The organism is Pseudomonas sp. LBUM1657, assembly GCF_059716075.1.
On sequence record NZ_CP166799.1, the window covers coordinates 1,312,585 to 1,336,590 of the forward strand.

Annotated in this window: 27 protein-coding genes; 20 read left to right on the forward strand and 7 right to left on the reverse strand. The window is 58.4% G+C overall.

Features of this window, described 5'->3' with window-relative positions; translation table 11 throughout:
* The first annotated feature begins 40 nt into the window (after positions 1-40).
* Positions 41-319, forward strand: coding sequence for a cell division protein FtsB (gene ftsB / locus ACA055_RS05860; RefSeq protein WP_008028992.1), 279 nt, complete (start codon positions 41-43; stop codon positions 317-319).
* Complete coding sequence (gene ispD / locus ACA055_RS05865) at positions 316-1,023, forward strand: 2-C-methyl-D-erythritol 4-phosphate cytidylyltransferase (RefSeq protein ID WP_497682771.1); 708 nt, start codon at positions 316-318, stop codon at positions 1,021-1,023. The genes ftsB and ispD overlap by 4 nt, the downstream gene beginning before the upstream one ends.
* A 157-nt stretch (positions 1,024-1,180) precedes the next feature.
* On the opposite strand, the gene ACA055_RS05870 is transcribed toward ispD, so the two are convergent.
* Positions 1,181-2,077, reverse strand: coding sequence for a LysR family transcriptional regulator (locus tag ACA055_RS05870; RefSeq protein WP_497682772.1), 897 nt, complete (start codon positions 2,075-2,077; stop codon positions 1,181-1,183).
* A 107-nt stretch (positions 2,078-2,184) separates the two neighbouring features.
* Between ACA055_RS05870 and ACA055_RS05875 the strand changes: the two genes are divergently transcribed.
* From ACA055_RS05875 to rpoS, 8 genes are all read left to right on the forward strand, one after another.
* Complete coding sequence (locus tag ACA055_RS05875) at positions 2,185-3,297, forward strand: S-(hydroxymethyl)glutathione dehydrogenase/class III alcohol dehydrogenase (RefSeq protein WP_497682773.1); 1,113 nt, start codon at positions 2,185-2,187, stop codon at positions 3,295-3,297.
* A gap of 8 nt (positions 3,298-3,305) precedes the next feature.
* Positions 3,306-4,151 (forward strand): S-formylglutathione hydrolase, encoded by an 846-nt coding sequence (fghA, locus tag ACA055_RS05880; protein WP_497682774.1) that lies wholly within the window; start codon positions 3,306-3,308, stop codon positions 4,149-4,151.
* A 43-nt stretch (positions 4,152-4,194) separates the two neighbouring features.
* On the forward strand, positions 4,195-4,668 hold the full coding sequence (gene ispF / locus ACA055_RS05885) for a 2-C-methyl-D-erythritol 2,4-cyclodiphosphate synthase (RefSeq protein ID WP_137808032.1): 474 nt from the start codon (positions 4,195-4,197) through the stop codon (positions 4,666-4,668).
* Entirely contained in the window at positions 4,665-5,723 is a 1,059-nt protein-coding gene (truD, locus tag ACA055_RS05890) for a tRNA pseudouridine(13) synthase TruD (protein ID WP_497682775.1), read from the forward strand. The genes ispF and truD overlap by 4 nt, the downstream gene beginning before the upstream one ends.
* Complete coding sequence (surE, locus tag ACA055_RS05895; protein WP_497682776.1) at positions 5,711-6,460, forward strand: 5'/3'-nucleotidase SurE; 750 nt, start codon at positions 5,711-5,713, stop codon at positions 6,458-6,460. The genes truD and surE overlap by 13 nt, the downstream gene beginning before the upstream one ends.
* Positions 6,461-6,501: 41 nt before the next feature.
* On the forward strand, positions 6,502-7,137 hold the full coding sequence (locus tag ACA055_RS05900; protein WP_497684364.1) for a protein-L-isoaspartate(D-aspartate) O-methyltransferase: 636 nt from the start codon (positions 6,502-6,504) through the stop codon (positions 7,135-7,137).
* Between the two features lie 211 nt (positions 7,138-7,348).
* Positions 7,349-8,203, forward strand: a complete 855-nt coding sequence (locus ACA055_RS05905; RefSeq protein WP_497682777.1) for a peptidoglycan DD-metalloendopeptidase family protein — start codon at positions 7,349-7,351, stop codon at positions 8,201-8,203.
* A 105-nt stretch (positions 8,204-8,308) separates the two neighbouring features.
* Positions 8,309-9,316, forward strand: coding sequence for an RNA polymerase sigma factor RpoS (gene rpoS, locus ACA055_RS05910; RefSeq protein ID WP_008154012.1), 1,008 nt, complete (start codon positions 8,309-8,311; stop codon positions 9,314-9,316).
* Positions 9,317-9,801: 485 nt separating this feature from the next.
* Here the strand turns inward: rpoS and fdxA are convergent, their stop codons facing one another.
* Positions 9,802-10,125: a ferredoxin FdxA gene (gene fdxA, locus ACA055_RS05915; protein ID WP_007908827.1), complete on the reverse strand. Its 324-nt coding sequence runs from the start codon at positions 10,123-10,125 to the stop codon at positions 9,802-9,804.
* 142 nt (positions 10,126-10,267) lie between these two features.
* Positions 10,268-12,847: a DNA mismatch repair protein MutS gene (gene mutS, locus ACA055_RS05920; RefSeq protein WP_497682778.1), complete on the reverse strand. Its 2,580-nt coding sequence runs from the start codon at positions 12,845-12,847 to the stop codon at positions 10,268-10,270.
* A gap of 201 nt (positions 12,848-13,048) precedes the next feature.
* On the opposite strand from mutS, the gene ACA055_RS05925 reads away from it, so the two are divergent.
* The 5 genes from ACA055_RS05925 to recX all read left to right on the forward strand — a co-directional run bounded on the left by ACA055_RS05925 (position 13,049) and on the right by recX (position 16,598).
* Positions 13,049-13,783 (forward strand): LexA family transcriptional regulator, encoded by a 735-nt coding sequence (locus ACA055_RS05925; RefSeq protein ID WP_497684365.1) that lies wholly within the window; start codon positions 13,049-13,051, stop codon positions 13,781-13,783.
* 229 nt (positions 13,784-14,012) lie between these two features.
* Positions 14,013-14,360, forward strand: coding sequence for a phage holin family protein (locus tag ACA055_RS05930; RefSeq protein WP_497682779.1), 348 nt, complete (start codon positions 14,013-14,015; stop codon positions 14,358-14,360).
* Between the two features lie 125 nt (positions 14,361-14,485).
* The gene (locus ACA055_RS05935) at positions 14,486-14,986 is read left to right on the forward strand and encodes a CinA family protein (RefSeq protein ID WP_497682780.1); all 501 of its coding nucleotides are present in this window, start codon (positions 14,486-14,488) and stop codon (positions 14,984-14,986) included.
* 83 nt (positions 14,987-15,069) lie between these two features.
* Complete coding sequence (gene recA, locus ACA055_RS05940) at positions 15,070-16,122, forward strand: recombinase RecA (RefSeq protein ID WP_007947175.1); 1,053 nt, start codon at positions 15,070-15,072, stop codon at positions 16,120-16,122.
* Positions 16,123-16,130: 8 nt separating this feature from the next.
* Positions 16,131-16,598: a recombination regulator RecX gene (recX, locus tag ACA055_RS05945; RefSeq protein ID WP_258620344.1), complete on the forward strand. Its 468-nt coding sequence runs from the start codon at positions 16,131-16,133 to the stop codon at positions 16,596-16,598.
* Positions 16,599-16,642: 44 nt separating this feature from the next.
* Here recX and ACA055_RS05950 read toward each other — a convergent pair whose 3' ends face one another.
* Positions 16,643-17,761, reverse strand: coding sequence for an LOG family protein (locus ACA055_RS05950; RefSeq protein WP_497682781.1), 1,119 nt, complete (start codon positions 17,759-17,761; stop codon positions 16,643-16,645).
* A 485-nt stretch (positions 17,762-18,246) separates the two neighbouring features.
* Between ACA055_RS05950 and ACA055_RS05955 the strand changes: the two genes are divergently transcribed.
* A complete protein-coding gene (locus tag ACA055_RS05955; protein WP_497682782.1) occupies positions 18,247-18,441 on the forward strand; it encodes a hypothetical protein in 195 nt (64 codons plus the stop codon).
* Here the strand turns inward: ACA055_RS05955 and ACA055_RS05960 are convergent, their stop codons facing one another.
* Entirely contained in the window at positions 18,442-18,867 is a 426-nt protein-coding gene (locus tag ACA055_RS05960) for a PA3611 family quorum-sensing-regulated virulence factor (protein WP_497682783.1), read from the reverse strand.
* A 189-nt stretch (positions 18,868-19,056) separates the two neighbouring features.
* Between ACA055_RS05960 and ACA055_RS05965 the strand changes: the two genes are divergently transcribed.
* The 3 genes from ACA055_RS05965 to ACA055_RS05975 all read left to right on the forward strand — a co-directional run bounded on the left by ACA055_RS05965 (position 19,057) and on the right by ACA055_RS05975 (position 21,116).
* On the forward strand, positions 19,057-19,815 hold the full coding sequence (locus ACA055_RS05965; RefSeq protein WP_497682784.1) for a tRNA-uridine aminocarboxypropyltransferase: 759 nt from the start codon (positions 19,057-19,059) through the stop codon (positions 19,813-19,815).
* A 210-nt stretch (positions 19,816-20,025) separates the two neighbouring features.
* Positions 20,026-20,676, forward strand: a complete 651-nt coding sequence (gene erdR, locus ACA055_RS05970; RefSeq protein WP_497682785.1) for a response regulator transcription factor ErdR — start codon at positions 20,026-20,028, stop codon at positions 20,674-20,676.
* A 77-nt stretch (positions 20,677-20,753) separates the two neighbouring features.
* Positions 20,754-21,116, forward strand: a complete 363-nt coding sequence (locus ACA055_RS05975; protein WP_008030027.1) for a diacylglycerol kinase — start codon at positions 20,754-20,756, stop codon at positions 21,114-21,116.
* Here the strand turns inward: ACA055_RS05975 and ACA055_RS05980 are convergent.
* Positions 21,113-22,039: a LysR family transcriptional regulator gene (locus ACA055_RS05980; protein WP_497682786.1), complete on the reverse strand. Its 927-nt coding sequence runs from the start codon at positions 22,037-22,039 to the stop codon at positions 21,113-21,115. The genes ACA055_RS05975 and ACA055_RS05980 overlap by 4 nt on opposite strands.
* Before the next feature lie 151 nt (positions 22,040-22,190).
* On the opposite strand from ACA055_RS05980, the gene fpr reads away from it, so the two are divergent.
* Positions 22,191-22,970 carry a ferredoxin-NADP reductase gene (gene fpr, locus ACA055_RS05985; RefSeq protein ID WP_007947184.1) on the forward strand — a complete coding sequence of 260 codons (780 nt, stop codon included), beginning with the start codon at positions 22,191-22,193 and terminating at the stop codon, positions 22,968-22,970.
* 175 nt (positions 22,971-23,145) lie between these two features.
* Here the strand turns inward: fpr and tsaA are convergent, their stop codons facing one another.
* Positions 23,146-23,844, reverse strand: a complete 699-nt coding sequence (gene tsaA / locus ACA055_RS05990) for a tRNA (N6-threonylcarbamoyladenosine(37)-N6)-methyltransferase TrmO (RefSeq protein WP_497682787.1) — start codon at positions 23,842-23,844, stop codon at positions 23,146-23,148.
* Positions 23,845-24,006: the final 162 nt, after the last annotated feature.

A 24,006-nucleotide genomic window follows, 5' to 3' on the forward strand; every position in this document is an offset into this window, starting at 1 on the left:
TTGGCATGGCTGTCTTTTTTCACTGGATACCCGATATTCGATGCGCAGTCCCAATTGGTTGTTCCTCGTCTTGCTCCTGCTGCTGGCTGGCCTGCAGTACCGTCTGTGGGTGGGTAATGGCAGTCTGGCGCAAGTGGCCGAGTTGACTCAGCAGATCGCGGATCAACACGCTGAAAACGAGGGCCTGCTGGAGCGCAATCGGGTGATGGACGCTGAAGTCAGTGAATTGAAAAAGGGCATGGAGACCGTTGAAGAGCGGGCTCGCCATGAGTTGGGCATGGTCAAGGATGGTGAAACCCTTTACCAGTTGGCTCAATGATCCCGTCGTTACCGGCCTTCTGGGCTGTAATTCCTGCCGCGGGCGTTGGTGCCCGTATGGCCGCGGACCGTCCCAAGCAATATTTGCAGCTGGGCGGGCGCACTATTCTCGAACACAGCCTTGGCTGTTTCCTTGATCATCCGTCCCTGAAGGGGTTGGTGGTCAGTCTTGCTATCGATGATCCTTATTGGCCGAACCTCAAGTGTGCTGCCGATTCTCGTATTCAGCGGGTTGAGGGTGGCTCCGAGCGTTCCGGGTCGGTGCTCAATGCGTTGCTGCATTTGCATGCTCAGGGCGCTGACGATGAGGATTGGGTGCTGGTTCACGATGCCGCGCGGCCAAATCTGAGTCGTGACGATCTGGACAAATTGCTGGGTGAACTGGCGGACGATCCGGTCGGCGGCCTGCTGGCGGTTCCGGCACGCGATACGCTCAAGCGGGTCGACAAACAGGGCCGTGTTGTTGAAACCGTGGATCGCAGTGTGATCTGGCAGGCCTACACACCGCAGATGTTTCGTCTTGGTGCATTGCACCGGGCATTGGCTGACAGTCTGGTGGCCGACGCTGTCATCACCGATGAAGCTTCGGCGATGGAATGGGCAGGGATGGCTCCACGTTTGATCGAAGGGCGATCCGACAATCTCAAGGTCACTCGCCCCGAAGACCTGGAGTGGTTGCGCCAGCGTTGGGCGAATCGCCGCTGACTGCTGTGGTGTCTGTCGGATTGCTTTCGCGAGCAAGCCCGCTCCCACATTGGATCTCAGTGAACATTTTATTTGCGCCCTCTCGGGATTAAATGTGGGAGCGGGCTTGCTCGCGAAAGCGGTGGCTCAGCCAACAAACGCTGACACTGAAAATACTTTAGCTCCGATACTCCGGCCTCTCCGCCAACCCCTCCTTCAAGTAGTCCACCAACTTGCGCACCTTTGGCGACAGATGCCTCTGCTGCGGATAAAGCGCCCACACAGCAGTGTTCGGCGGTTGATGGGCTTCCAACAGCGAAATCAACGCGCCGCTGTTCAAGTGCTCCAGCACGTAATAGTCCGGCAGCTGACACAACCCGACGCCTTGTAGCGCAGCATCCAATACTGCCTGCCCACTGTTGCAGCGCCAGTTTCCCTGTACTCGCTGGGAAAATTCCCGCCCGTTCTGTTCCAGTTGCCAGATGTCCGAGCTGCCGATGAGGCAATTGTGGCGGCTCAGTTCCGACAAACTGTGTGGGCGACCGTAGCGTTCCACGTAGGACGGCGATGCGCACAGGTACATGCGCCGTGGCGCAAGGCGGGTGGCGACCAGTCGCGAATCCTGGAGGCGACCGAGGCGGATCGCCAGGTCCAGGCCTTCATGGACCAGGTCGAGTTGACGGTTGCTCAGTTCAATGTCGATTCGAAGTTGTGGATAAAGCCCCATGAAGCGCGTCACGAGCGGAACGATGAATCGCTCACCGTAAGCCACCGCGCAGGTCATGCGCAACATGCCTTTGGGTTCGCTGGTCAGGTCGCCGACTGCTCGCAGCGCTTCTTCTCGACCGTCCTGCAAACGCTGGCAATGTTGCAGAAAAGTTTGCCCGGCCTCGGTCAATGTGACCCGACGGGTACTGCGGTAAAGCAGTCGCGTCTGAAGGCGCTCTTCAAGGCGTACTATTTGTCGACTGATGTGGGAGGACGAAACACCAAGGCGTTCCGCGGCGGCGGTGAACTGGCTGCACTCGGCGACGGCGACGAACTCGTCGATCCCTTCCCAGCGGTTTTCCGACATATAGGATTATCCCTGTACAGCAATAATGTTTTGCTTTTGCCCGGATTATTCACCGTATGGCGCTGTATTACACTCCCTGTCTCGTTTTTATTCGCTGGAGAATCAACATGATCAAGTCGCGCGCCGCCGTTGCCTTCGAGGCCAAGAAACCCCTCGAGATTGTTGAAGTCGATGTCGCCATGCCCAAGGCCGGTGAAGTATTGCTGCGTGTGGTTGCTTCCGGCGTCTGCCACACCGATGCCTACACCCTGTCGGGCGCTGACCCGGAAGGCATCTTTCCGTCGATCCTCGGTCACGAAGGTGGCGCGGTGGTTGAAGCGATCGGCGAGGGCGTGACCTCCGTGGCGGTCGGCGATCATGTGATCCCGCTGTACACCCCGGAATGCCGCCAGTGCAAATTCTGCCTGTCGGGCAAAACCAACCTCTGCCAGGCAATTCGCGCGACTCAAGGTAAAGGCCTGATGCCGGACGGCACTTCGCGTTTTTCCTACAAGGGCGAACCGATTTTCCACTACATGGGGACGTCGACGTTCTCTGAGTACACCGTACTGCCGGAAATTTCCGTCGCCAAAATTCCTAAAGAAGCGCCGCTGGAAAAAGTCTGCCTGCTGGGCTGCGGTGTGACCACTGGCATCGGTGCGGTCATCAATACGGCGAAGGTGAAACCGGGTGATACCGTTGCTATTTTCGGTCTCGGCGGCATCGGTCTGTCGGCAATCATCGGCGCGGTCAAAGCCAAGGCCGGTCGCATCATTGCCATCGACATCAACCCGGGAAAATTCGAGATTGCCAAGCAGTTGGGTGCAACCGATTGTGTGAACCCGAAAGATTTCGACCGTCCGATCCAGGAAGTCATCGTCGACATGACCGATGGCGGCGTCGACTTTTCCTTCGAGTGCATCGGAAACGTCCAATTGATGCGTGCTGCCCTTGAGTGCTGCCACAAGGGTTGGGGCGAGTCGGTCATCATCGGCGTCGCCGGTGCCGGACAGGAAATCGCCACCCGTCCATTCCAGCTGGTGACCGGTCGCGTCTGGCGCGGTTCGGCGTTTGGCGGCGTGCGTGGTCGTACCGAATTGCCGAGCTACGTGGAAATGGCCGAAACCGGAGAAATCCCGCTGGATACTTTCATCACCCACACCATGGGCCTTGAAGACATCAACAAGGCATTCGACCTGATGCATGAAGGAAAAAGCATCCGTTCCGTCATCCATTTCTGAGGTCGGTCATGAGCCTGGAAAATATCTCCTGCCAGAAAAGCTTCGGCGGCTGGCACAAACGCTATCGGCACCGCTCCGATGTGCTCGGCTGCGACATGGTGTTCGCCGTGTACCTGCCGCCGCAAGCGGAGCAGGGCGGCAAGCTGCCGGTGCTGTACTGGTTGTCCGGCCTGACCTGCACCGACGAAAACTTCATGCAAAAGGCTGGTGCCATGCGCATGGCCGCCGAGCTGGGGCTGATCATCGTTGCACCGGACACCAGTCCGCGCGGTCCCGATGTGCCAGGTGATCCAGATGGCGCCTGGGACTTCGGTCTCGGTGCCGGCTTTTATCTGAATGCCACGCAGGAACCGTGGTCCAGGCACTATCGGATGCATGACTATGTTGTGCAGGAATTGCCGGCATTGGTTGAAGCCCATTTCCCTGCCTCGGACAAGCGTGGCATCAGCGGCCACTCCATGGGAGGTCACGGTGCGTTGGTCTGCGCGTTGCGCAATCCGGGGCGTTATCTGTCGGTGTCGGCGTTCTCGCCGATCAACAATCCGATGGACTGCCCATGGGGTCAAAAGGCCTTCTCCCGCTACCTGGGTGAAGACCGCTCGAAGTGGCGCGAATGGGATGCCTGTGCGCTGATTGCCGAGGCGGACGAGAAGCTGCCGTTGCTGGTCGATCAAGGTGATCGTGACGATTTTCTGGCCACCCAACTCAAGCCTGAAGCCTTGCAACAGGCCGCCAAACTGGCAGGTCATCCGCTGACGTTGCGCTTGCAACCGGGCTACGACCACAGCTATTTCTTCATCGCCAGCTTCATCGGCGACCACTTGCAACATCACGGACGCGCCCTAGGCGTCTAATGCAGGTAGAATCACGCCCTGACAAAAATCGGGGCGTTTTTTTATGCGTATTGGCCACGGCTATGATGTGCACCGTTTCGCTGAAGGCGATTTCATTACTCTGGGCGGCGTGCGGATTGCACACGGCTTCGGGCTGCTCGCTCACTCCGACGGTGACGTCCTGCTGCACGCCTTGAGCGATGCCTTGCTCGGCGCTGCTGCGCTGGGTGATATCGGCAAGCATTTCCCGGACACCGACCCAAAATTCAAGGGCGCCGACAGCCGTGTGCTGTTGCGTCACGTCGTCGCACTGATCCACGCCAAGGGCTGGAAAGTCGGCAACGTCGATAACACCATCGTCGCCCAGGCGCCGAAAATGGCCCCGCATATCGAATCGATGCGCGCGCTGATTGCCGCGGATCTTCAAGTTGAGTTGGATCAAGTGAACGTGAAAGCTACCACCACCGAAAAGCTTGGCTTTGTCGGTCGCGAAGAAGGCATTGCCGTGCATTCCGTTGCCTTGTTGCTGCGCGCATGAACGAGGCGCAATTGCTCGGCCCGCGGGCCTATGGTGAAGCTCTCGGCACCGCGGTATTGAAAGCGACGGCGGAAGATTTCCAGGTCGATGAAGTCCTCAATATCCCTCTCAGTGGCGATGGGGAGCATCTGTGGATCTGGGTTGAAAAGCGCGGGCTCAATACCGAAGAAGCGGCACGGCGAATTGCCAAGGCAGCGGGCGTGCCATTGCGCACCGTCAGTTATGCGGGCCTCAAGGATCGTCAGGCGCTGACCCGCCAGTGGTTCAGTGTGCAACTGCCGGGCAAGGCTGATCCTGATCTGTCGGCGGCGGAAAACGACACGCTGAAGATCCTCAAGACCGGTCGGCACAAACGCAAGTTGCAGCGCGGCGCCCACTCGGCCAACGGCTTCACCTTGCGCCTGACGCAATTCGCCGGTGACAAAGCGGCGATCGAAGAGCGTCTGCAACTGATCGCAAAGCAAGGTATCCCCAATTATTTCGGTGCCCAGCGTTTCGGGTTTGACGGCGGCAACGTGGTCGATGCTCGTGCCTGGGCGGCGCGTAAAGCGTTGCCGGAGCAGCGCAACGTGCGTTCGCGGCTGCTCTCCACCGCCCGCAGTTTTCTGTTTAATCAGGTGCTGGCGGCGCGCGTCGCCGATGGAACCTGGCAACGTGCCCAGGTCGGTGATCTGCTGGCATTCACTGACAGCCGCAGCTTTTTTCCGGCAGGCGAATCCGAGTGCAGCGACCCGCGCCTGGCGATTCTCGACCTGCACCCGACCGGTCCGCAGTGGGGCGAAGGTGACTCGCCGGCCACGGGCGCTGTCCATGAACTGGAGCAGGCAATCGCCGCTCGCGAAGCGGATCTTCGCGATTGGTTGATTAACGCCGGAATGAGCCACGAACGTCGCATCCTGCGGCTGCCCATTGGTGGGTTGACGTGGCATTATCCCGAGCCTGACATTCTGCAACTGGAATTCGTCCTGCCGGCCGGATGCTTCGCCACCGTATTGGTGCGCGAACTCGTCGATCTGGTGCCGGTGGGGCAGACGGACAGCCCATGCGTATTCTGATTTCTAACGACGATGGGGTAACCGCACCCGGTCTCGCCGCGCTTTATGCTGCGCTGGCGGATTACACCGAATGCGTGGTTATCGCCCCGGACCAGGACAAAAGCGGCGCCAGCAGCTCGCTGACGCTCGACCGTCCGTTGCACCCGCAAACGCTGGCCAACGGCTTTATCAGTGTTAATGGCACACCGACCGATTGCGTACACCTGGGTCTCAATGGCTTGCTGGAGCGTGAACCGGACATGGTGGTTTCCGGTATCAACCTGGGTGCCAACCTGGGTGACGATGTGTTGTATTCCGGCACTGTGGCAGCGGCCCTTGAGGGGCGTTTCCTGGAGCGTCCTTCGTTCGCCTTTTCGTTGGTCTCACGGCAAGTCGATAATCTTCCTACAGCTGCCTGGTTTGCGCGCAAACTGGTAGAGGCGCACGCCGACCTCGACCTGCCACCGCGCACGGTACTGAACGTGAATATTCCCAATTTGCCGCTGGACCATATCCGCGGAATCCAGCTGACCCGCCTCGGCCACCGCGCTCGCGCTGCTGCGCCGATGAAGGTGGTCGATCCGCGTGGTAAATCCGGTTACTGGATCGCCGCCGCGGGGGACGCTGAAGACGGTGGCCCGGGTACGGATTTCCATGCCGTGATGCAGGGCTATGTTTCCATCACGCCACTGCAACTGGATCGCACCTTCAATGATGCCTTCAGTAGTCTCGATGGCTGGCTGGAGGGGTTGCGCTAATGGCTCGTGAACAAGACGATATGCTGCGACGCGGCATCGGGATGACCTCTCAACGGACCCGTGAACGCCTCATTCAACGGTTATATGAAGAAGGGGTTTCCAACGCCAAGGTGCTGGAAGTCATTCGCCGTACACCACGTCACCTGTTCGTCGACGAGGCGCTGGCGCACCGCGCCTACGAAGACACGGCGCTACCGATCGGACACAACCAGACGATCTCCCAACCGTACATGGTGGCTCGCATGAGCGAGTTGCTGCTCGAGGCGGGCCCTCTGGACAAGGTGATGGAAATCGGCACGGGGTCGGGTTACCAGACTGCGGTGCTGTCGCAACTGGTCGAGCGAGTGTTCTCGGTCGAACGCATCAAGGTTTTGCAGGACCGGGCCAAGGAACGCCTGGTCGAGTTGAACCTGCGCAACGTGGTATTTCGCTGGGGTGATGGCTGGGAAGGCTGGCCGGCACTGGCGCCGTACAACGGCATCATAGTGACCGCAGTGGCCACCGATGTCCCGCAGGCGCTGCTCGATCAATTGGCGCCGGGAGGAAGGCTGGTGATTCCGGTAGGGGCTGGCGAGGTGCAGCAATTGATGCTGATCGTCCGGGAAGAGCAGGGCTTTTCCAGGCGTGTCCTGGGGTCGGTGCGCTTCGTGCCATTGCTCAACGGGCCACTGGCCTGAGCATTTGTTTAAGTGCGCTGAATTCTCTTCGATTGCCTCTGTCTTACAGCGGCGTCGATCAGTTAAACGGGATTTATCGTCAGGCAGCAAACGTGTGCGCGAAGCCATTTCGCTTCATTAAGGGTAAAGCCTGTACGGCCCGATATACTTGCGACAATTCATGCCGTAACACGGCAATCCACATTTTCAGCCACCACAAAGGGAGCGGCGGGTGAGTCTCACAGTCATTGCGCAGCGAATGGGTATAACGAGCTTTCAGCGCCTGGTGACTGGCCTTGTCTTGAGCACCTTGCTGGTTGGTTGTTCCAGCAATAAATCGAGCGACGTACGCGTCCTCGATCGCAACAATGCCGTAGCCCAGCGTCCGGCAGTGACCACGGGTCAGTATGTCGTTCGACCTAAAGACACGATGTTCTCCATCGCCTTTCGCTACGGCTGGGACTACAAAGCCCTCGCGGCACGTAACAACATTCCTGCGCCCTATACGATCCATCCGGGTCAGACGATTCGCTTTGATGGTCGCACCGGTTCAACGCCGGCAACGGTGAGTTCTGCCAATTCAACGCCTTCGTCATCGAGTAAAACCACGGTATTCCGTCGCCCGGTAACAGGTGCGACCACGGGTACGGCGGTGGTTGTACCGTCTGTCGCGAACAAGCCGGCACCCGCTCCGATGCCTCCAGCAGGTCCGGCCCCGACCGGCTGGGGGTGGCCATCTAATGGCATTCTCATTGGTAAATTCTCTTCAAACGGCAGTTTGAATAAAGGAATTGATATCGCCGGAGATTTGGGACAGCCTGTTTTAGCTGCGTCTGATGGGACGGTGGTATACGCCGGGAGTGGCTTAAGGGGCTACGGCGAATTAGTCATCATCAAACACAGCGACACCTACGTCAGTGCCTACGGACATAACCGCAGGCTGTTGGTTCGGGAGGGGCAGCAGGTCAAAGTCGGACAGACAATTGCCGAAATGGGGTCAACGGGTACAGACCGGGTGAAACTGCATTTTGAGATTCGCCGCCAAGGTAAACCTGTAGATCCGCTGCAATTCCTGCCACGTCGTTGATCGCTTACCAGCCTGTTCCGTCACGTAGAGGGAACAGGCTCCAGCGTTGCCAAGGATAAAGGCGCCGCTTGAGCCTGAGGTCGAACTCACCAAAGGACTATAACAATGGCTCTCAGTAAAGAAGTGCCGGAGTTTGACATCGACGATGAGGTTCTCCTGATGGAGACCGGCATCGGTACGGATTCGATGTCGAATGATGAAGGGGCTGCTCCACCTTCCGTTCGTGCCAAATCCAAACACTCCGCTTCGTTAAAGCAACACAAGTACATTGACTACACGCGGGCACTCGATGCCACGCAGCTGTACCTCAATGAAATCGGCTTTTCCCCTCTGCTGTCCCCCGAAGAAGAAGTTCACTTTGCACGCTTGTCGCAAAGTGGAGATCCGGCCGGGCGCAAACGCATGATTGAAAGCAACCTGCGGCTGGTGGTGAAAATCGCCCGGCGTTACGTCAATCGTGGGCTGTCGCTGCTGGACCTGATCGAAGAGGGCAACCTGGGGCTGATCCGGGCGGTAGAGAAGTTCGACCCCGAACGTGGCTTCCGCTTTTCGACCTACGCAACCTGGTGGATTCGTCAGACCATCGAGCGTGCGATCATGAATCAGACCCGGACCATCCGGTTGCCGATCCATGTGGTCAAAGAGCTTAACGTGTACCTGCGGGCTGCACGGGAGCTGACGCAAAAACTCGATCATGAACCCTCACCCGAAGAAATCGCCAACCTGCTGGAAAAACCGGTGGGAGAGGTCAAGCGCATGCTAGGCCTGAACGAGCGTGTTTCTTCGGTCGACGTCTCGCTGGGTCCGGATTCGGATAAAACCCTGCTGGACACCCTTACCGACGACCGACCAACCGATCCATGCGAACTGCTACAGGATGACGACCTGTCACAGAGCATCGATCAGTGGCTCTCGGAACTGACAGACAAGCAACGTGAGGTGGTGATCCGCCGCTTCGGCCTGCGCGGTCACGAGAGTAGTACCCTTGAAGACGTAGGCCTGGAAATCGGCCTGACCCGTGAACGGGTCAGACAGATTCAGGTTGAAGGCCTTAAACGTCTTCGGGAAATTCTCGAGAAAAATGGCCTGTCTAGCGAGTCGCTGTTTCAATAAGCAAGTTGCCCGATGGTCAGTAAAAAGCCCCGACTGGTCGGGGCTTTTTGTTGTCTGGAGAACGGGTTTTTGAATGCCTCTGGTATCACCGCAGGTTTGTAGTCTTGCACTGTAAGTCTTTGCTTACTCTTTCGTAAGTGTTCACTATTTTTACACAGTGGCAGTCGTCCATGTTTGTACTGGTCACCATTTATCTAACTGATTTATAAGAATATTTTATTAGGTTAAGGGCGTGTTACAGGCGATTTCTGCGCCGGCGGTCGATTGCTCTTGGCTGGGAACTGTCTAGTATTTGGATTGTGTCGACGGATAGACACGCCCTTCAAGGATGAGGGGAAAGGACATCGCAGGAAGCGATTCATCAGGACGATGAAAAGGAACACAGGGAATAGGGAATAAACGTGGGCGGGTCAAACCGCCCCTTTTTTTGCCTGTAGAAAAGCAAAAAGGCCCCGCAAGGGGCCTTTTCGAGAACGCGGGGGTAATCAGCGTTCGAGGTCTTTGATCTTGCCTTTGACGCCATCCCACTCTTCGGCATCGGGCAACGATTCTTTCTTCTCAGTGATGTTGGGCCAGATTTCCGCCAGCTCAACGTTCAGCTGAATGAATTCCTGCATCTCTTCCGGGACTTCATCTTCAGAGAAGATGGCCACAGCAGGGCATTCTGGTTCGCACAGTGCGCAGTCGATGCACTCATCCGGGTGAATCACCAGGAAGTTCGGGCCTTCGTAAAAGCAGTCCACCGGACAGACTTCTACGCAGTCGGTGTACTTGCACTTGATGCAGTTGTCGGTGACGACGAAGGTCATTTCTAATTTTCTCCTCAGGCGGCGGCAGCGGAGCCCCTTCAGGACGGGGTCGCCAGGTTCGGGAGCGATAGTCTGCAGGCCAGGCTATTAGCCTGCAGCATCCCAAACCGCGCGAGATTCTAACAGCTTGCAGGCAAGTGCGTTAGATCCGTGTCTTAAGTGTATAGAGCATTTCGAGCGCTCTGCGTGGGGTCAGGTCATCCAGATCGAGTTTGGCCAGTTCATCGAGTACTGGATGCGGCAGGCTGGCGAACATATCGCTCTGCTGCGGCGCGGCCGGCTTGCCTTTGGTTGGCTTGGGAACCTCATGGGGCAGGGCGGTGGCTTCCAGTCGGCCCAAGTGCTCGCGAGCACGCACGATCACTTCGCTCGGCACCCCGGCCAGTTGCGCAACCGCCAGGCCGTAACTTTGGCTGGCAGGCCCCGGCAGCACGTGGTGGAGGAACACGATGCGCTCGTTGTGCTCGGTGGCATTGAGGTGCACGTTGGCTACCAGCGGCTGGGCCTCCGGCAGTACGGTCAGCTCGAAATAGTGGGTGGCGAACAGCGTGTAAGCCCGCAGATGTGCCAAGCGCTCGGCGGCAGCCCAAGCCAGGGACAGGCCGTCGAAGGTGCTGGTGCCGCGACCGACTTCGTCCATCAGCACCAGGCTACGCTCTGTGGCGTTGTGCAAAATATTCGCGGTTTCGCTCATTTCGACCATGAAGGTCGAGCGTCCGCCTGCCAGGTCATCGCTGGAGCCGATCCGGGTGAAGATCCGGTCCACCAGGGACAATTCGCAACTGGCCGCCGGCACGAAGCTGCCGATGTGCGCCAGCAACACGATCAACGCGGTCTGACGCATGTAGGTGGATTTACCGCCCATGTTCGGACCGGTGATCACCAGCATGCGGGTGTTGTCATCGAGGCTCAGGTCGTTGGCTACGAACGGCGTGGTCAGCACTTGCTCCACCACCGGGTGACGCCCCTGGGTGATACGCATACACGGCTCGGTGACGAAACGCGGGCAGTTCAGATCGAGGTTCAGCGCGCGTTCGGCGAGATTGCTCAGCACGTCCAGTTCAGCCAGTGCGGCGGCGGTATCCTGCAACGGCGGCAACTGCGAAATCAGGTCTTCGAGCAGCGCTTCGTAAAGCATCTTCTCGCGAGCCAGGGCGCGGCTCTTGGCCGACAACGCCTTGTCTTCGAAAGCCTTGAGTTCTGGCGTGATAAAACGCTCGGCGCCTTTGAGCGTCTGGCGGCGGATGTAATCCGCCGGCGCCGATTCGGCTTGCTTGCTCGGCAACTCGATGAAATAACCGTGAATGCGGTTGTAGCCGACCTTCAAGTGAGACAGGCCAGTGCGCGCCTTCTCGCGGGCTTCGAGGTCGATCAGGAATTGCCCGGCGTTTTCGCTGAGCGATTGCAGATCGTCGAGTTCACTGTCGTAACCGGTTTTCAATACCCCACCGTCACGGATCACCGCTGGCGGATTGTCGATGATGGCTTTTTCCAGCAGTGCCGCCAGTTCCGGGTAGGTGCTGGTGGTCGCCGCCAGTTGAATGATGTGCGGGGCTTCAAGTTCGGTCATCGCCACTTGCAATGCTGGCAGTGCGCCGAGCGCATCGCGCAGGCGCGCCAGGTCACGAGGTCGGGCATTGCGCAGACCGATCCGCGCCAGAATCCGCTCGATGTCGCCGATTTCCTTGAGCTGTGGTTGCAGCTTTTCGAAACGGTAGCTGTCGAGCAGGCAGGTGATCGAGGTCTGGCGCGCCAGCAAAATAGTCAGGTCACGCAGTGGTCGGTTCAGCCAGCGGGTCAGCAGGCGGCTGCCCATGGCCGTCTGGCAACGATCGACCACCGATTGCAGCGTATTGTCGCGACCGCCCGCCAGGTTGGTGTCCAGTTCCAGGTTGCGACGGCTTGCGCCGTCCAGCACCACGGTGTCGTCCAGGCGCTCATGACGCAGGCTGCGCAAATGGGGCAGGGCGGTGCGTTGGGTTTCCTTGGCGTAGCTGAGCAGGCAACCGGCAGCGCCAATGGCCAGGGTCAGGTTTTCACAGCCAAAACCTTTGAGGTCCTGGGTGGAAAATTGCTGACAAAGACTTTTCAGCGCCGAATCGCGCTCGAAATCCCACGGCGCGCGACGACGAACGCCACGACGTTTCTCCGCTGGCAGGTCTTTTGGCCAGTCATCCGGAATCATCAGCTCCACAGGATTCACCCGCTCCAGTTCTGCCAGCAGATTCTCCCAGCCCTTGATTTCCAGCACGGTGAAGTTGCCGCTGGTGATATCCAGCACGGCCAGACCAAACAGGCGCTCGTCACCCAGAACGGCGGCGATCAGGTTATCCCGACGCTCATCCAGCAATGCTTCATCACTGACCGTGCCCGGCGTGATGATCCGCACCACCTGGCGATCCACCGGCCCTTTGCTGGTGGCCGGATCGCCAACCTGCTCACAGATCACCACCGACTCGCCAAGTTTGACCAGTTTCGCCAGGTAACCTTCCGCGGCGTGGTAAGGAATCCCACACATCGGAATCGCCTGACCGGCCGACTGCCCGCGGGCGGTCAGGGTGATGTCCAGCAGCTTGGCGGCCTTCTTCGCGTCTTCATAGAAGATCTCGTAGAAGTCGCCCATGCGATAGAACATCAGCTGGTCGGGGTGTTGGTTCTTCAGGCGCCAGTACTGCTGCATCATTGGCGTGTGAGAGGACAGATCGGAGAGGGCTTTATTCATCGGATAATTAGGCAGATTCGTTGAAAGGTGTAGGGCAAAAGGAGGGACATTGGCCCGGCTTTTCCGCGATGGGCGCAAGGTTACCATGGGCGGTCTGCCCGACGCAGGCATGAAAGCCGCGCGATACATTTCTGCTGTTTATGCGCTTGTTATGCAAAACTGCATTTGTCTTGGGCCAAAAGAACAAGCACTATGCGCGTTATGCAAAAACGCACTGTTTCTACCGTTTTAAGAGCGCTGCTCGATCAGCACGGGATCTCCCCCACGGAGCTTCACCGTCGCACCGGCGTGCCTCAGTCCACGCTCTCGCGGATTCTCAGCGGGAAGATCGTCGATCCTTCGGATAAGCACATTTCGAAAGTCGCCGAGTACTTTGCCATGAGTACCGACCAGTTGCGTGGCCGTGCGGATGTCGCGCCGGCTGCCAATGCCGGGCGCAATCAATTGCATTCGGAACTCAAGGATATAAGTCTGTGGGACGACGATACGCCCGTCGATGACGATGAGGTGTCGGTCCCCTTTCTTCGCGAGGTGGAATTGGCTGCGGGATCAGGAAGATTCGTCATCGAAGAGAGCGAGCGCTCTAGCTTGCGCTTTGGCAAGCGCAGCTTGCGCCACAATGGCGTGCAGTTCGACCAGGCCAAATGCGTGACGGTGCGTGGCAACAGCATGTTGCCGGTGCTGCGCGACGGCGCCACTGTCGGGGTAAATGCCGGCAAATGCGCCATTGGCGATATCGTTGACGGTGACCTCTATGCAATCAACCACAACGGCCAATTGAGGGTGAAACAACTTTATCGCCTGCCTATCGGGATTCGTCTGCGCAGCTTCAATCGCGATGAGCATCCGGACGAGGACTACACCTTCCAGGAAATCCAGGAAGAGCAGATTGTCATCCTCGGTCACGTATTCTGGTGGGGTATGTACGCCCGTTGACCTCACCGCTGTCAGATAGAACCCTCCGCTCGGTGGGTTTTTTTTCGCCCGACGAATGCCTCCTGCCAGGGAGTATCCATGCGTAAGCGCAATTCTGGCGTCAAAATAAATGCGTTTATGCATTGACTGTATATGCATCCATGCATATTCTTTGCTTCAAGCCGCTCAACAAGCGGCTCGAACAGGCACCGTTAGAAAGACACCTCATCAACCCCGCAAGGAGCGTGACATGACAAACGAGCAACTGGCGTTGCTGGACATGCCGATCTGGCTGGTCATCGTACTGGCCCTGGTGAGCGGGGTGTCCGGCGAAATGTGGCGCGCTGACAAGGAGGGGGCTCGCGGCTGGTCATTATTGCGACGTCTGGCCTTGCGCTCCGGGGCGTGCATGATCTGCGGAGTCTCGGCCATCCTGCTGCTGTACGCCGCTGGCCTGTCGATCTGGGTGGCTGGCGCGTTCGGTTGCCTCACGGCAATGGCCGGTGCCGACGTTGCCATCGGCCTTTATGAGCGTTGGGCGGCCAAGCGGATCGGCGTGTGCGAAGTGCCGCCGCGCGATACCGGCCAGGATCACTGAAACCCAGGCCAAGGAATTGGCGAGCAGCATCTGGTCAACCCGCTAACATTTTGATCGATCCTGCGTCTTGCAAGCGCGATTCGCTCGTGTACGGTAGTTCCATTCAGCCCGATCAGGAGAGGACCGTGAAAGAAATCACCCAGCTGGCCGCTGAGCTTGGCAGGCGCTTGCAGGTTCTCAATGCCCACGTCACTGCGGCCGAGTCCTGCACCGGCGGCGGAATTTGCGAGGCGATCACCCGCATTCCGGGCAGTTCGGCGTGGTTCGAGGCGGGCTATGTCACCTATTCCAACCGTCAGAAAACCGAGCAATTGCATGTACCCGCCGAGTTGTTTTCGGCGGTGGGGGCAGTCAGTCGCGAGGTGGTCGAAGCCATGGTCCGTGGCGCGCAGGAAAAAAGCCGGGCGCATTTTGCCGTGGCGGTCAGCGGCGTAGCCGGTCCCGATGGCGGTTCACCGAGCAAGCCGGTGGGCACTGTCTGGCTGGCCTGGGGGGTCGGTGAGCGGGTGTTCAGCGAGGTGCAGCACTTCCCCGGCAACCGCGATGAGGTCCGCCGACAGACGGTGAAGGCCGCGCTAGAGGGGCTGCTTCGACATGCCACTGGAGAAATCTCAAATCAGGGGTAGGCGATCCTCAAACGCTGTGGAATAATACTGGCTACTTATACAGGTGTTGGCCGTCAGGCCTTATTGATTACGTGAGGACTTTAATGGACGACAACAAGAAGAAAGCCTTGGCTGCGGCCCTGGGTCAGATCGAACGTCAATTCGGCAAGGGTGCCGTAATGCGTATGGGCGATCAAGACCGTCAGGCGATCCCGGCTATCTCCACTGGCTCTCTGGGTCTGGACATCGCGCTCGGCATTGGCGGTCTGCCAAAAGGCCGTATCGTTGAAATCTACGGTCCTGAATCCTCCGGTAAAACCACGCTGACACTGTCGGTGATCGCCCAGGCTCAAAAAGCCGGCGCGACCTGCGCATTCGTCGATGCCGAACACGCCCTCGATCCTGAGTACGCCGGCAAGCTCGGCGTCAACGTCGACGACCTGCTGGTTTCCCAGCCGGACACTGGCGAGCAAGCCCTGGAAATCACCGACATGCTGGTGCGTTCCAACGCGGTTGACGTGATCATCGTCGACTCCGTGGCAGCTCTGGTTCCAAAGGCTGAAATCGAAGGCGAAATGGGTGACATGCACGTGGGCCTGCAAGCCCGTCTGATGTCCCAGGCGTTGCGTAAAATCACCGGTAACATCAAGAACGCCAACTGCCTGGTTATCTTCATCAACCAGATCCGTATGAAAATCGGCGTGATGTTCGGCAGCCCTGAAACCACCACCGGTGGTAACGCGCTGAAGTTCTACGCCTCGGTTCGTCTGGACATCCGCCGTACTGGCGCGGTGAAAGAAGGTGATGAAGTCGTCGGTAGCGAAACCCGCGTCAAGGTTGTGAAGAACAAGGTCGCTTCGCCGTTCCGTCAGGCTGAGTTCCAGATTCTTTACGGCAAGGGCATCTACCTCAACGGTGAGATGATCGACCTGGGTGTTCTGCACGGTTTCGTTGAAAAATCCGGTGCCTGGTATGCCTACAACGGCACCAAGATCGGTCAGGGCAAAGCCAACTCGGCCAAGTTCCTGGCGGACAACCCGGAAATCGCAGCGACCCTTGAAAAGCAACTGCGCGACAAACTGCTGACCCCAGCGCCGGACGTCAAAGCATCGCCAGTCAAAGAGACTGCTGATGACCTGGCAGACGCTGATATCTGATTGAAGCGATGACCGCCGTACTCGATACACTCGTCGCGGTGCGGCGAACCGCAATGGACCTGCTCGCGCGACGCGAGCACGGTCGAGTCGAGCTGACGCGTAAACTGCGTCAGCGCGGCGCTCTCCCTGAAATGATCGACACCGCACTCGACCGTTTGACGGAAGAGGGCTTGCTGTCCGAATCCCGTTACCTTGAAAGCTTCGTTTCCTACCGTGCCCGTTCCGGCTACGGCCCTTTGCGCATTCGCGAAGAGTTGAGTCAGCGGGGCCTGCAGCGCACTGACATCGAACTGGCGTTACGCGAGAGCGGTATCAACTGGCAGGAACAACTGGAAGACACCTGGCGACGCAAGTTCGCCGGGCATTTACCGATAGACGCCAGGGAGCGAGCCAAACAAGGCCGGTTTCTGAGTTATCGGGGATATTCCATGGAAATGATCAGCCGCTTGTTCAGCGGCCGAGAGATGGACGATTGACTGAAACGGCTCGCTATTTCGATAGCGGGCCGTTTTTTTTCGCCTCACGTAACCTTTGACGGTTCCCGCGTGCGTTGTTGCGCCTGGGGTTTGGACTGCGCCCAGTTTTCCGGCAGGTTGATGTAGTCCACCAGTTCCCGCAGGCGCCCATGATCACGGGCGTTGAAGGTGAAGGCCAGCCGCGTCAGGTGGCTGAACTGCGCCTCATCGTGTTCTTCACCACTGTAGGCGTGCTGATGAAAATGGTCGCTCAGGCACAGGTCGGCGAATGCCTCCTGCATGTGTTCGAGTGCCTGATCGCTGAGCGTGTGATTCATGCGAATCACGAACTGATGCTTGAGCCAGCGGCTGGAGTGGAAATTACTGTAGAACTGGTTGATCTGCTCTACTGCCTCTTCGGCGCTGTAGACCAGGCTCACGAGCTTCATATCGGTGGGCAGGATGTAGCGATTTTCCTCCAGTTGATGATGAATGAAATCCAGCGCGCCTTGCCAGAACTTGCCGCCCGGCGCGTCCAGCAGCACCACCGGTACCAGCGGGCTTTTGCCGGTCTGGATCAGTGTCAGCACTTCCAGCGCCTCGTCCAGGGTGCCGAAACCGCCGGGGCACAGGACCAGCGCATCGGCTTCCTTGACGAAGAACAGCTTGCGGGTGAAGAAAAAGTGGAAGGGCAACAGGTTGGTGGTGCCATTGACGGTGGGATTGGCATGCTGCTCGAAGGGCAGGGTGATGTTGAATCCCAGGCTGTGTGCCAGACCGGCACCTTCGTGGGCCGCCGCCATGATGCCGCCACCGGCACCGGTGATGACCATCAGGTCCGAGCGCGCCAGCTCGGCGCCGAGCTCTCGGGCCAGACCATACAGTGGGTGTTCGATCGGGGTTCGGGCAGAGCCGAAAACAGTGACTTTGCGTCGCCCCTTGAATTGCTCGAGCACGCGGAAGGCATGCTCCAGTTCACGCAGTGCTTGCAGGGTGATCTTGGCGTTCCAGCGGTTGTGATCTTCCTGGGCCATGCGCAGCACGGTCAGGATCATGTCGCGGTAGATCGGAATGTTCGGGCTGTTGGGTGAAACCAGGTTGAGTTGTTCTTCGACCTTGCTGATGAGGTCGTGGCCGCTTTCTTCAAAATGACGGCTCAGGAGGTCATTCGGTTGGTAAGGCATTCAACTTCTCCTTCTGCACAGAACCCTAGGCCCCGACAAAGCAGTCGTCGACGCCACGACACTTCGTGTGTCGCTGTCTGCCCAGGCCCATGCCTGGGCGATCCACTTGACCCGAATTGCAATCGAGTCATCCATACAGGCTCTGTTTTTCCCTTGGATGAAAGAAACGTTCGCACAACAAGACGCGTGTCGGGCAGCCCCTTTCCTGCCCCGAAAAGTGAACGTGAACACTCTGAATCTAGACCCTCGCGGTGATTCGCGCTGCTTTGATCATTGCGCCGCAAAGTCTTTCCTGGCAACTGCTTATTGACGATTTGCAAGGTGGTTTCACCGTTCGTCTGAACCAAGTCCGAGCGCCCGCCACTCTGATTTACTAAGTTACAGGCGTGACACGACAACTTTGCGTCAAAGGCAGGGCGCACAGCACAAGCGGTTCAAGGATTTTATCGCTCAAGCAAGGGCGAGGTGCAGGGAGGCGGGACACCATGGCCAGAGTCATTCTGGAGATCGATACGCAACTGTATCGATTGCTGAAGTCATCAGCCGAGACCAATCATTTGAGTCTCGAAGAGGAGTGCTGCCGGCGTTTGGAGGGGGGCGAGCGGCGTTCACGTTACTTGCAGGCACTGTTGGCAGAACTACGCGCCGAGGATGAACAGCGGCGCGCCAAATCCCGATGATTACTTCTTCTTGGTCGGTGTCGCTTTCGGACAGTCCGATTCCTGATAGCTGGCCGAGCCGACTGAGCGGTTGGTCTTCACCTCAGTGAAGTCGTAACGCATAACCGCGCCCTTGGCCATCAGTTTGCGGAACGATGGGTTGTTGCATACAGAGGCACCAAGCTGGAAATACACGGCTTTCGGGTCGGCACGCATCTTGTTGGCGTGGCTGCTTTGCACGCTCAGGTGGTTGATCAGCACGTTGCCTTCGACGGTGTAGCCTTGATCAAGTATGTCTTCGTTGATCGCCCGTGGAGTGCCAACACTGCTTTGTGTGGCGACGTTTTGCAGCTCTCTGTTGAGATTCTGCTCACTCAAGGACGCAGCCTGAGCGCTGAAAGACGACGCCAGCAAAATGGCAGCGGTGGGAACGATAAGGCGCAACATGAAACTCTCCTGGTTCAGTGACTGGTGGTTCGACCAGTCACATGACTGTGCGTTCAGTGGCGGCGAATTATAGGGGAGGTGGCCTGGACGGTACAGGCTTGTGCCGTCCGCTCTGATAAACTGCCAGCTCTTTATGCCCTGCCGAGTGTTTTTCGTGTCGACTTTCTTCCCCTTCCGGTGTTGCCTGCGATGAGCCATGCAATCAAGCCCTTTGCATTGAATGCCGTCGCCCGCCTGCGCGACGAGCGCGAGGAGGAGGGTATCAAGCCGATTCAGGCCCGTGGCTGGAGAGCGCCGCGTTGCCGTGCCTGCCGTGTGATCGAGAGTCATTGCCTGTGTGCCTGGCGCCCACAGGTCGAGACCCGCTCCGGTGTGTGCCTGATCATGACCAACAAGGAAGTGTTCAAGCCGAGTAATACCGGTTGGCTGATTGCCGACGTGGTGCGCGATAACCATGCGTTCATCTGGTCACGGACCGAAGTCGATCAACAACTGTTGCAGCTGTTATCCGACCCGCAATGGCAGCCCTACCTGGTGTTTCCGGGTGAGTACGTCGAACCCGAGCGCGTGACAAACAGCGTCGAGGTCGATAGCGCCAAGCGCCCGTTGTTCATTCTATTGGACGCGACCTGGACGGAAGCCAGGAAGATTTTCCGCAAAAGTCCCTATTTCGATGCATTGCCGATCCTGAGTCTGCTTCCCGAGAAACTCTCCCGGTACCGGTTGCGCCGCTCGACCCGCAGCGAACACCTGTGCACCGCCGAAGTAGCGGCGCTGTGTCTCGATCTGGCAGGCGATGTCGAGGCCGCATCGGCACTGGACGCTTATTTCGACGTCTTCAGTCAGCACTACCTCGATGCGAAACATCAGCTGGACATGAACGTTTCAACGCCGGCTCACGCCGAGCTGCTGCCCTTCGTGCAGAACGCGGCCCCGGTGATGTGCTGAGAGTCGCCCATACTGCAAGCAACAGGACTGGCTACGTCGCTTGACCACCCCGGCTTCGCTGGGCATGCTTGGCGCCGATTAGGGCGCGGCCAAAGTTTGATACGCCGTATTCTTTACGTGAATAGCCACGTGATTGGCGTTGAACGTGCCCTGTTGGTGCAGCTCCGTGGCTGTGCCTTGAGTTGTTAGAAAAACAGGATCATTAGAAAAATGGCCACATACGAAATCCTGATTGCCGATGACCACCCTCTTTTTCGTAGCGCCCTGCATCAAGCGTTGACCCTGGGCCTTGGCCCGGATGTCCGTCTGGTGGAAGTGGCGAGCATTGCCGAACTGGAAACCCGTCTGGACGAGAAGTCCGACTGGGATCTGGTGCTGCTGGACCTGAACATGCCGGGGGCCTACGGATTTTCCGGGCTGGTGCTGCTGCGCGGGCAGTACCCACAAATTCCGGTGGTCATGGTCTCGGCGCAGGAAGAGGCCTCGATCATGGTCAAGTCCCGTGAGTTCGGCGCCAGTGGCTTCATCCCCAAGTCCAGCGACCTGACCGTCATTCAAAAAGCCGTACGCGCGGTACTCGATGGCGACGTCTTCTGGCCTCCCCAAGCGTTCGAAGCCGTCAGCGTTTCCGCTGAAGCCAAGGCGGCCAGTGAAGGCCTTGCGAGCCTGACACCCCAGCAGTTCCGGGTGTTGACCATGGTCTGCGAAGGCTTGCTGAACAAACAGATTGCCTACGAACTGAGCGTTTCCGAAGCGACAATCAAGGCTCACGTCACGGCGATTTTCCGTAAACTGAATGTGCGGACCCGCACCCAGGCGGCGTTGCTCTTGCAACAACTTGAGTCAATTTCAAGCCACTAAGGGTTGGCGCCTTCACGCTTTTTTGACTTTGGTTAATCTAGCTTTCCCACTCCTTTTTTGGTCAGTTGCCCACTCATATGTCACCTTTCAAAGGCCAGACCGGCCTCAAACGCATCCTCAACGCCTCCGGCTATTCGCTGGACGGCTTGCGCGCAGCCTTCACAGGCGAAGCCGCCTTTCGGCAACTGGTGTTGCTCAACGTCATCCTGATCCCGATATCGTTCTTCCTGAACGTCAGCCGTGTCGAGCAGGCGTTGCTGATTGCCGTCTGCCTGCTGGCATTGATCGTCGAGTTGCTCAATTCGGCGGTGGAAGCGGCCATCGACCGCATTTCCCTTGAGCTGCACCCGCTGTCGAAGAATGCCAAGGACATGGGCAGTGCCGCGCAACTCGTGGCGTTGACCATGATTGCGCTGGTGTGGGCGGTGATTCTGCTTTAAGCGATGGTGGGCAGCACGATCTCGTCGCTGCGCTGCACCCCAGCGGTGAACGCCCGGCACAGGTCGAGGAATTCGCGCATCGCCGACGTCTGATATTTCTGTTTGTGCCAGATGAAATAGAACTGCCGCGCCAAGTCCAGATCCGGTGTTTCCACCGGAACCAGACTGCCGCGGCGGAACGCGTCGCGCAATGCCAGACGCGAAATGCAGCCAATCCCCAAACCTGATTCCACCGCGCGCTTGATCGCTTCGGTGTGTTCCAGCTCCAGGCGGATGTTCAGTGCGCTGCGATGGTGACGCATGGCCTGGTCAAAGGTCAGCCGCGTCCCCGAACCTTGTTCACGCAGAATCCAGGCCTCGTGGGTGAGTTCTTCCATGGTCGCCGTTCCGCGCTTGGCCAACGGATGCTGAGGCGCGCAGAACACCACCAATTCATCCTCGACCCAACTCTGCACTTCGATGTCCGGGTGGTTGCAGTCGCCTTCGATTAGACCCAGATCAATTTCATAGTGGGCGACTTGCTGCACGATGTTGGCGGTGTTCTGCACATGCAGCTTTACTTGGCTTTCCGGGTGGCGCTGCATGAAGCCGCCAATCAGCAAGGTGGCCAGGTAATTGCCAATGGTCAGGGTCGCACCGACCGCCAGGGAGCCGAAACCGGACTTGCCGTTGAGCAGGTCTTCGATTTCCTTGGACTGATCGAGCAACGCCACCGCCTGGGGCAACAGCTGTTTGCCGAGGGCGTTGAGGCTCAGCCGCTTGCCGGCGCGATCGAACAGCTGACAGCTGGACTGGCGCTCTAGCTCGGTGATCGAGGTGCTCGCCGCCGACTGCGAGAGGTTGAGCAGACCCGCAGCACGGGATACGCTTTCCTGCTGGGCGACGGCGACGAATACTTGAAGTTGACGGAGAGTAAATCGCATATCTATATAACCGATAACCCTTATCTTAATAATCCAGTTAACAGATATTGTCGCTGCCATTAGAATGCGATGCAATTGCGCACAGCAGCTCATTTTTTCCCGGAGCAGGCGCAGAGCACGCGCAGACCAAATTTCCAGGAGTCCCACGTACATGAGCAACATGAACCACGAGCGTGTCCTCAGTGTTCATCACTGGAACGACACTCTGTTCAGCTTCAAGTGCACCCGTGATCCGGGCCTGCGCTTCGAGAACGGTCAGTTCGTGATGATCGGCCTGCAGCAGCCCAACGGCCGCCCGCTTATGCGCGCTTACTCGATTGCCAGCCCGAACTGGGAAGAGCATCTCGAGTTCTTCAGCATCAAGGTGCCGGATGGTCCGCTGACTTCCCAGTTGCAGCATCTGAAGGAAGGCGACGAGATCATCATCAGCAAGAAGCCTACCGGCACGCTGGTGCTGGACGACTTGAAGCCTGGCAAACATTTGTACCTGCTCAGCACTGGTACCGGTCTGGCGCCGTTCATGAGCGTCATCCAGGACCCGGAAACCTACGAGCGTTTCGAGAAAGTGATCCTGTGCCACGGCGTGCGTTACGTCAACGAAGTCGCTTACCGCGAGTTCATCACCGAGCACCTGCCGCAGAACGAGTTCTTCGGCGAGTCCCTGCGTGACAAGTTGATCTACTACCCGACCGTGACCCGCGAGCCGTTCGAGAACGAAGGCCGCCTGACTGATCTGATGCGCAGCGGCAAGCTGTTCAGCGACATCGGTCTGCCTCCGATCAACCCGCAGGACGACCGCGCCATGTTGTGCGGCAGCCCGAGCATGCTCGACGAGACCAGCGAAGTGTTGAACAGCTTCGGCCTGAAAGTTTCGCCGCGGATGCGCGAGCCGGGTGATTACCTGATCGAGCGTGCGTTCGTCGAGAAATAAGCTTCACCAAATCCTGTAGGAGCGAGCTTGCTCGCGATGACGGACTGACAGCCAACATAGATGTTGAATATCAGGCTGCAATCGCGAGCAAGCTCGCTCCCACATTGGTTTTGCATTGCTCAAAAAAAGCCCGCGTTGCCTGAGAAGGCAGCGCGGGCTTTTTCGTTTCCGGCGTTCAGGTGTTCGCGGGGATGACTTCGAGGACGCGGATCAGGTCCGGCGCGGGGTAATGCCAGCGCACATCGACATCCCAAAACTGCGCGCCATATTCTCTTTCCGGGGCGGGCGTCTGATAAGCGGGACGAGGGTCTTGGGCCAAGCATTGCTCGATCAACTCCACCAGCGGCTCATCAAGGCGCTGAGCATGCCCGTGAGCCTGTTGCAGCGCTGCGTCCGCCCACTGCACGGGAATCAGCTGCGGCGCGGCGCTGGCGATGCTATTGGAGGCCGTATCGATGATGTCGGCGTAGGGCACGTAGGGTTTTATGTCGAGAATCGGCGTGCCGTCCAGCAGGTCGATGCCGGATATCCACAGGCGATTGGCTTCGACCTTGTCCAGTTTGACCACCGACTGCCCGATGCCATTGGGTCGATGCGTTGCACGGGTGGCAAACACGCCCATGGATTTGTTACCGCCGAGGCGAGGCGGGCGGACTTTCAGTCGTGGCTTTTCTTCCAGTGCTTGATGGAACAAAAACAGCAACCAGACATGACTGACCTGCTCCAGCCCTTGCACCGCGTCGCCCTGATCGAACGGCGCCACCAGTTCCAGAACGCCGCGAGCGGCCGGGGCCAGTTGCGGTTGGCGCGGGATGGCGAACTTCTCTTTGAAGCAGGAGCGCACGAAGCCGATGGGGGAAACGCTGTAGGTCATGGTCTGGGTCGAGGCGGGATGAGGGTGGGCATGATAACCCGATCGACCTTAGAGCCGGTGGTGACTGACAGGGCGCTTTTCGCGAGCAAGCCCGCTCCCACATTTGATCTATGTCGTTCACAAATCCAATGTGGGAGCGGGCTTGCCCGCGAAGGCCGCGCC

Excerpts from the sequence above, each read along its gene's own strand:
- ftsB (WP_008028992.1), top strand. The coding sequence starts at position 41 with ATGCGCAGTCCCAATTGGTTGTTCCTCGTCTTGCTCCTGCTGCTGGCT.
- ispD (WP_497682771.1), top strand. The coding sequence starts at position 316 with ATGATCCCGTCGTTACCGGCCTTCTGGGCTGTAATTCCTGCCGCGGGC.
- ACA055_RS05870 (WP_497682772.1), bottom strand. The coding sequence starts at position 2,077 with ATGTCGGAAAACCGCTGGGAAGGGATCGACGAGTTCGTCGCCGTCGCC.
- ACA055_RS05875 (WP_497682773.1), top strand. The coding sequence starts at position 2,185 with ATGATCAAGTCGCGCGCCGCCGTTGCCTTCGAGGCCAAGAAACCCCTC.
- fghA (WP_497682774.1), top strand. The coding sequence starts at position 3,306 with ATGAGCCTGGAAAATATCTCCTGCCAGAAAAGCTTCGGCGGCTGGCAC.
- ispF (WP_137808032.1), top strand. The coding sequence starts at position 4,195 with ATGCGTATTGGCCACGGCTATGATGTGCACCGTTTCGCTGAAGGCGAT.
- truD (WP_497682775.1), top strand. The coding sequence starts at position 4,665 with ATGAACGAGGCGCAATTGCTCGGCCCGCGGGCCTATGGTGAAGCTCTC.
- surE (WP_497682776.1), top strand. The coding sequence starts at position 5,711 with ATGCGTATTCTGATTTCTAACGACGATGGGGTAACCGCACCCGGTCTC.
- ACA055_RS05900 (WP_497684364.1), top strand. The coding sequence starts at position 6,502 with ATGACCTCTCAACGGACCCGTGAACGCCTCATTCAACGGTTATATGAA.
- rpoS (WP_008154012.1), top strand. The coding sequence starts at position 8,309 with ATGGCTCTCAGTAAAGAAGTGCCGGAGTTTGACATCGACGATGAGGTT.
- fdxA (WP_007908827.1), bottom strand. The coding sequence starts at position 10,125 with ATGACCTTCGTCGTCACCGACAACTGCATCAAGTGCAAGTACACCGAC.
- mutS (WP_497682778.1), bottom strand. The coding sequence starts at position 12,847 with ATGAATAAAGCCCTCTCCGATCTGTCCTCTCACACGCCAATGATGCAG.
- ACA055_RS05925 (WP_497684365.1), top strand. The coding sequence starts at position 13,049 with ATGCAAAAACGCACTGTTTCTACCGTTTTAAGAGCGCTGCTCGATCAG.
- ACA055_RS05930 (WP_497682779.1), top strand. The coding sequence starts at position 14,013 with ATGACAAACGAGCAACTGGCGTTGCTGGACATGCCGATCTGGCTGGTC.
- recA (WP_007947175.1), top strand. The coding sequence starts at position 15,070 with ATGGACGACAACAAGAAGAAAGCCTTGGCTGCGGCCCTGGGTCAGATC.
- recX (WP_258620344.1), top strand. The coding sequence starts at position 16,131 with ATGACCGCCGTACTCGATACACTCGTCGCGGTGCGGCGAACCGCAATG.
- ACA055_RS05950 (WP_497682781.1), bottom strand. The coding sequence starts at position 17,761 with ATGCCTTACCAACCGAATGACCTCCTGAGCCGTCATTTTGAAGAAAGC.
- ACA055_RS05955 (WP_497682782.1), top strand. The coding sequence starts at position 18,247 with ATGGCCAGAGTCATTCTGGAGATCGATACGCAACTGTATCGATTGCTG.
- ACA055_RS05960 (WP_497682783.1), bottom strand. The coding sequence starts at position 18,867 with ATGTTGCGCCTTATCGTTCCCACCGCTGCCATTTTGCTGGCGTCGTCT.
- ACA055_RS05965 (WP_497682784.1), top strand. The coding sequence starts at position 19,057 with ATGAGCCATGCAATCAAGCCCTTTGCATTGAATGCCGTCGCCCGCCTG.
- erdR (WP_497682785.1), top strand. The coding sequence starts at position 20,026 with ATGGCCACATACGAAATCCTGATTGCCGATGACCACCCTCTTTTTCGT.
- ACA055_RS05975 (WP_008030027.1), top strand. The coding sequence starts at position 20,754 with ATGTCACCTTTCAAAGGCCAGACCGGCCTCAAACGCATCCTCAACGCC.
- ACA055_RS05980 (WP_497682786.1), bottom strand. The coding sequence starts at position 22,039 with ATGCGATTTACTCTCCGTCAACTTCAAGTATTCGTCGCCGTCGCCCAG.
- fpr (WP_007947184.1), top strand. The coding sequence starts at position 22,191 with ATGAGCAACATGAACCACGAGCGTGTCCTCAGTGTTCATCACTGGAAC.
- tsaA (WP_497682787.1), bottom strand. The coding sequence starts at position 23,844 with ATGACCTACAGCGTTTCCCCCATCGGCTTCGTGCGCTCCTGCTTCAAA.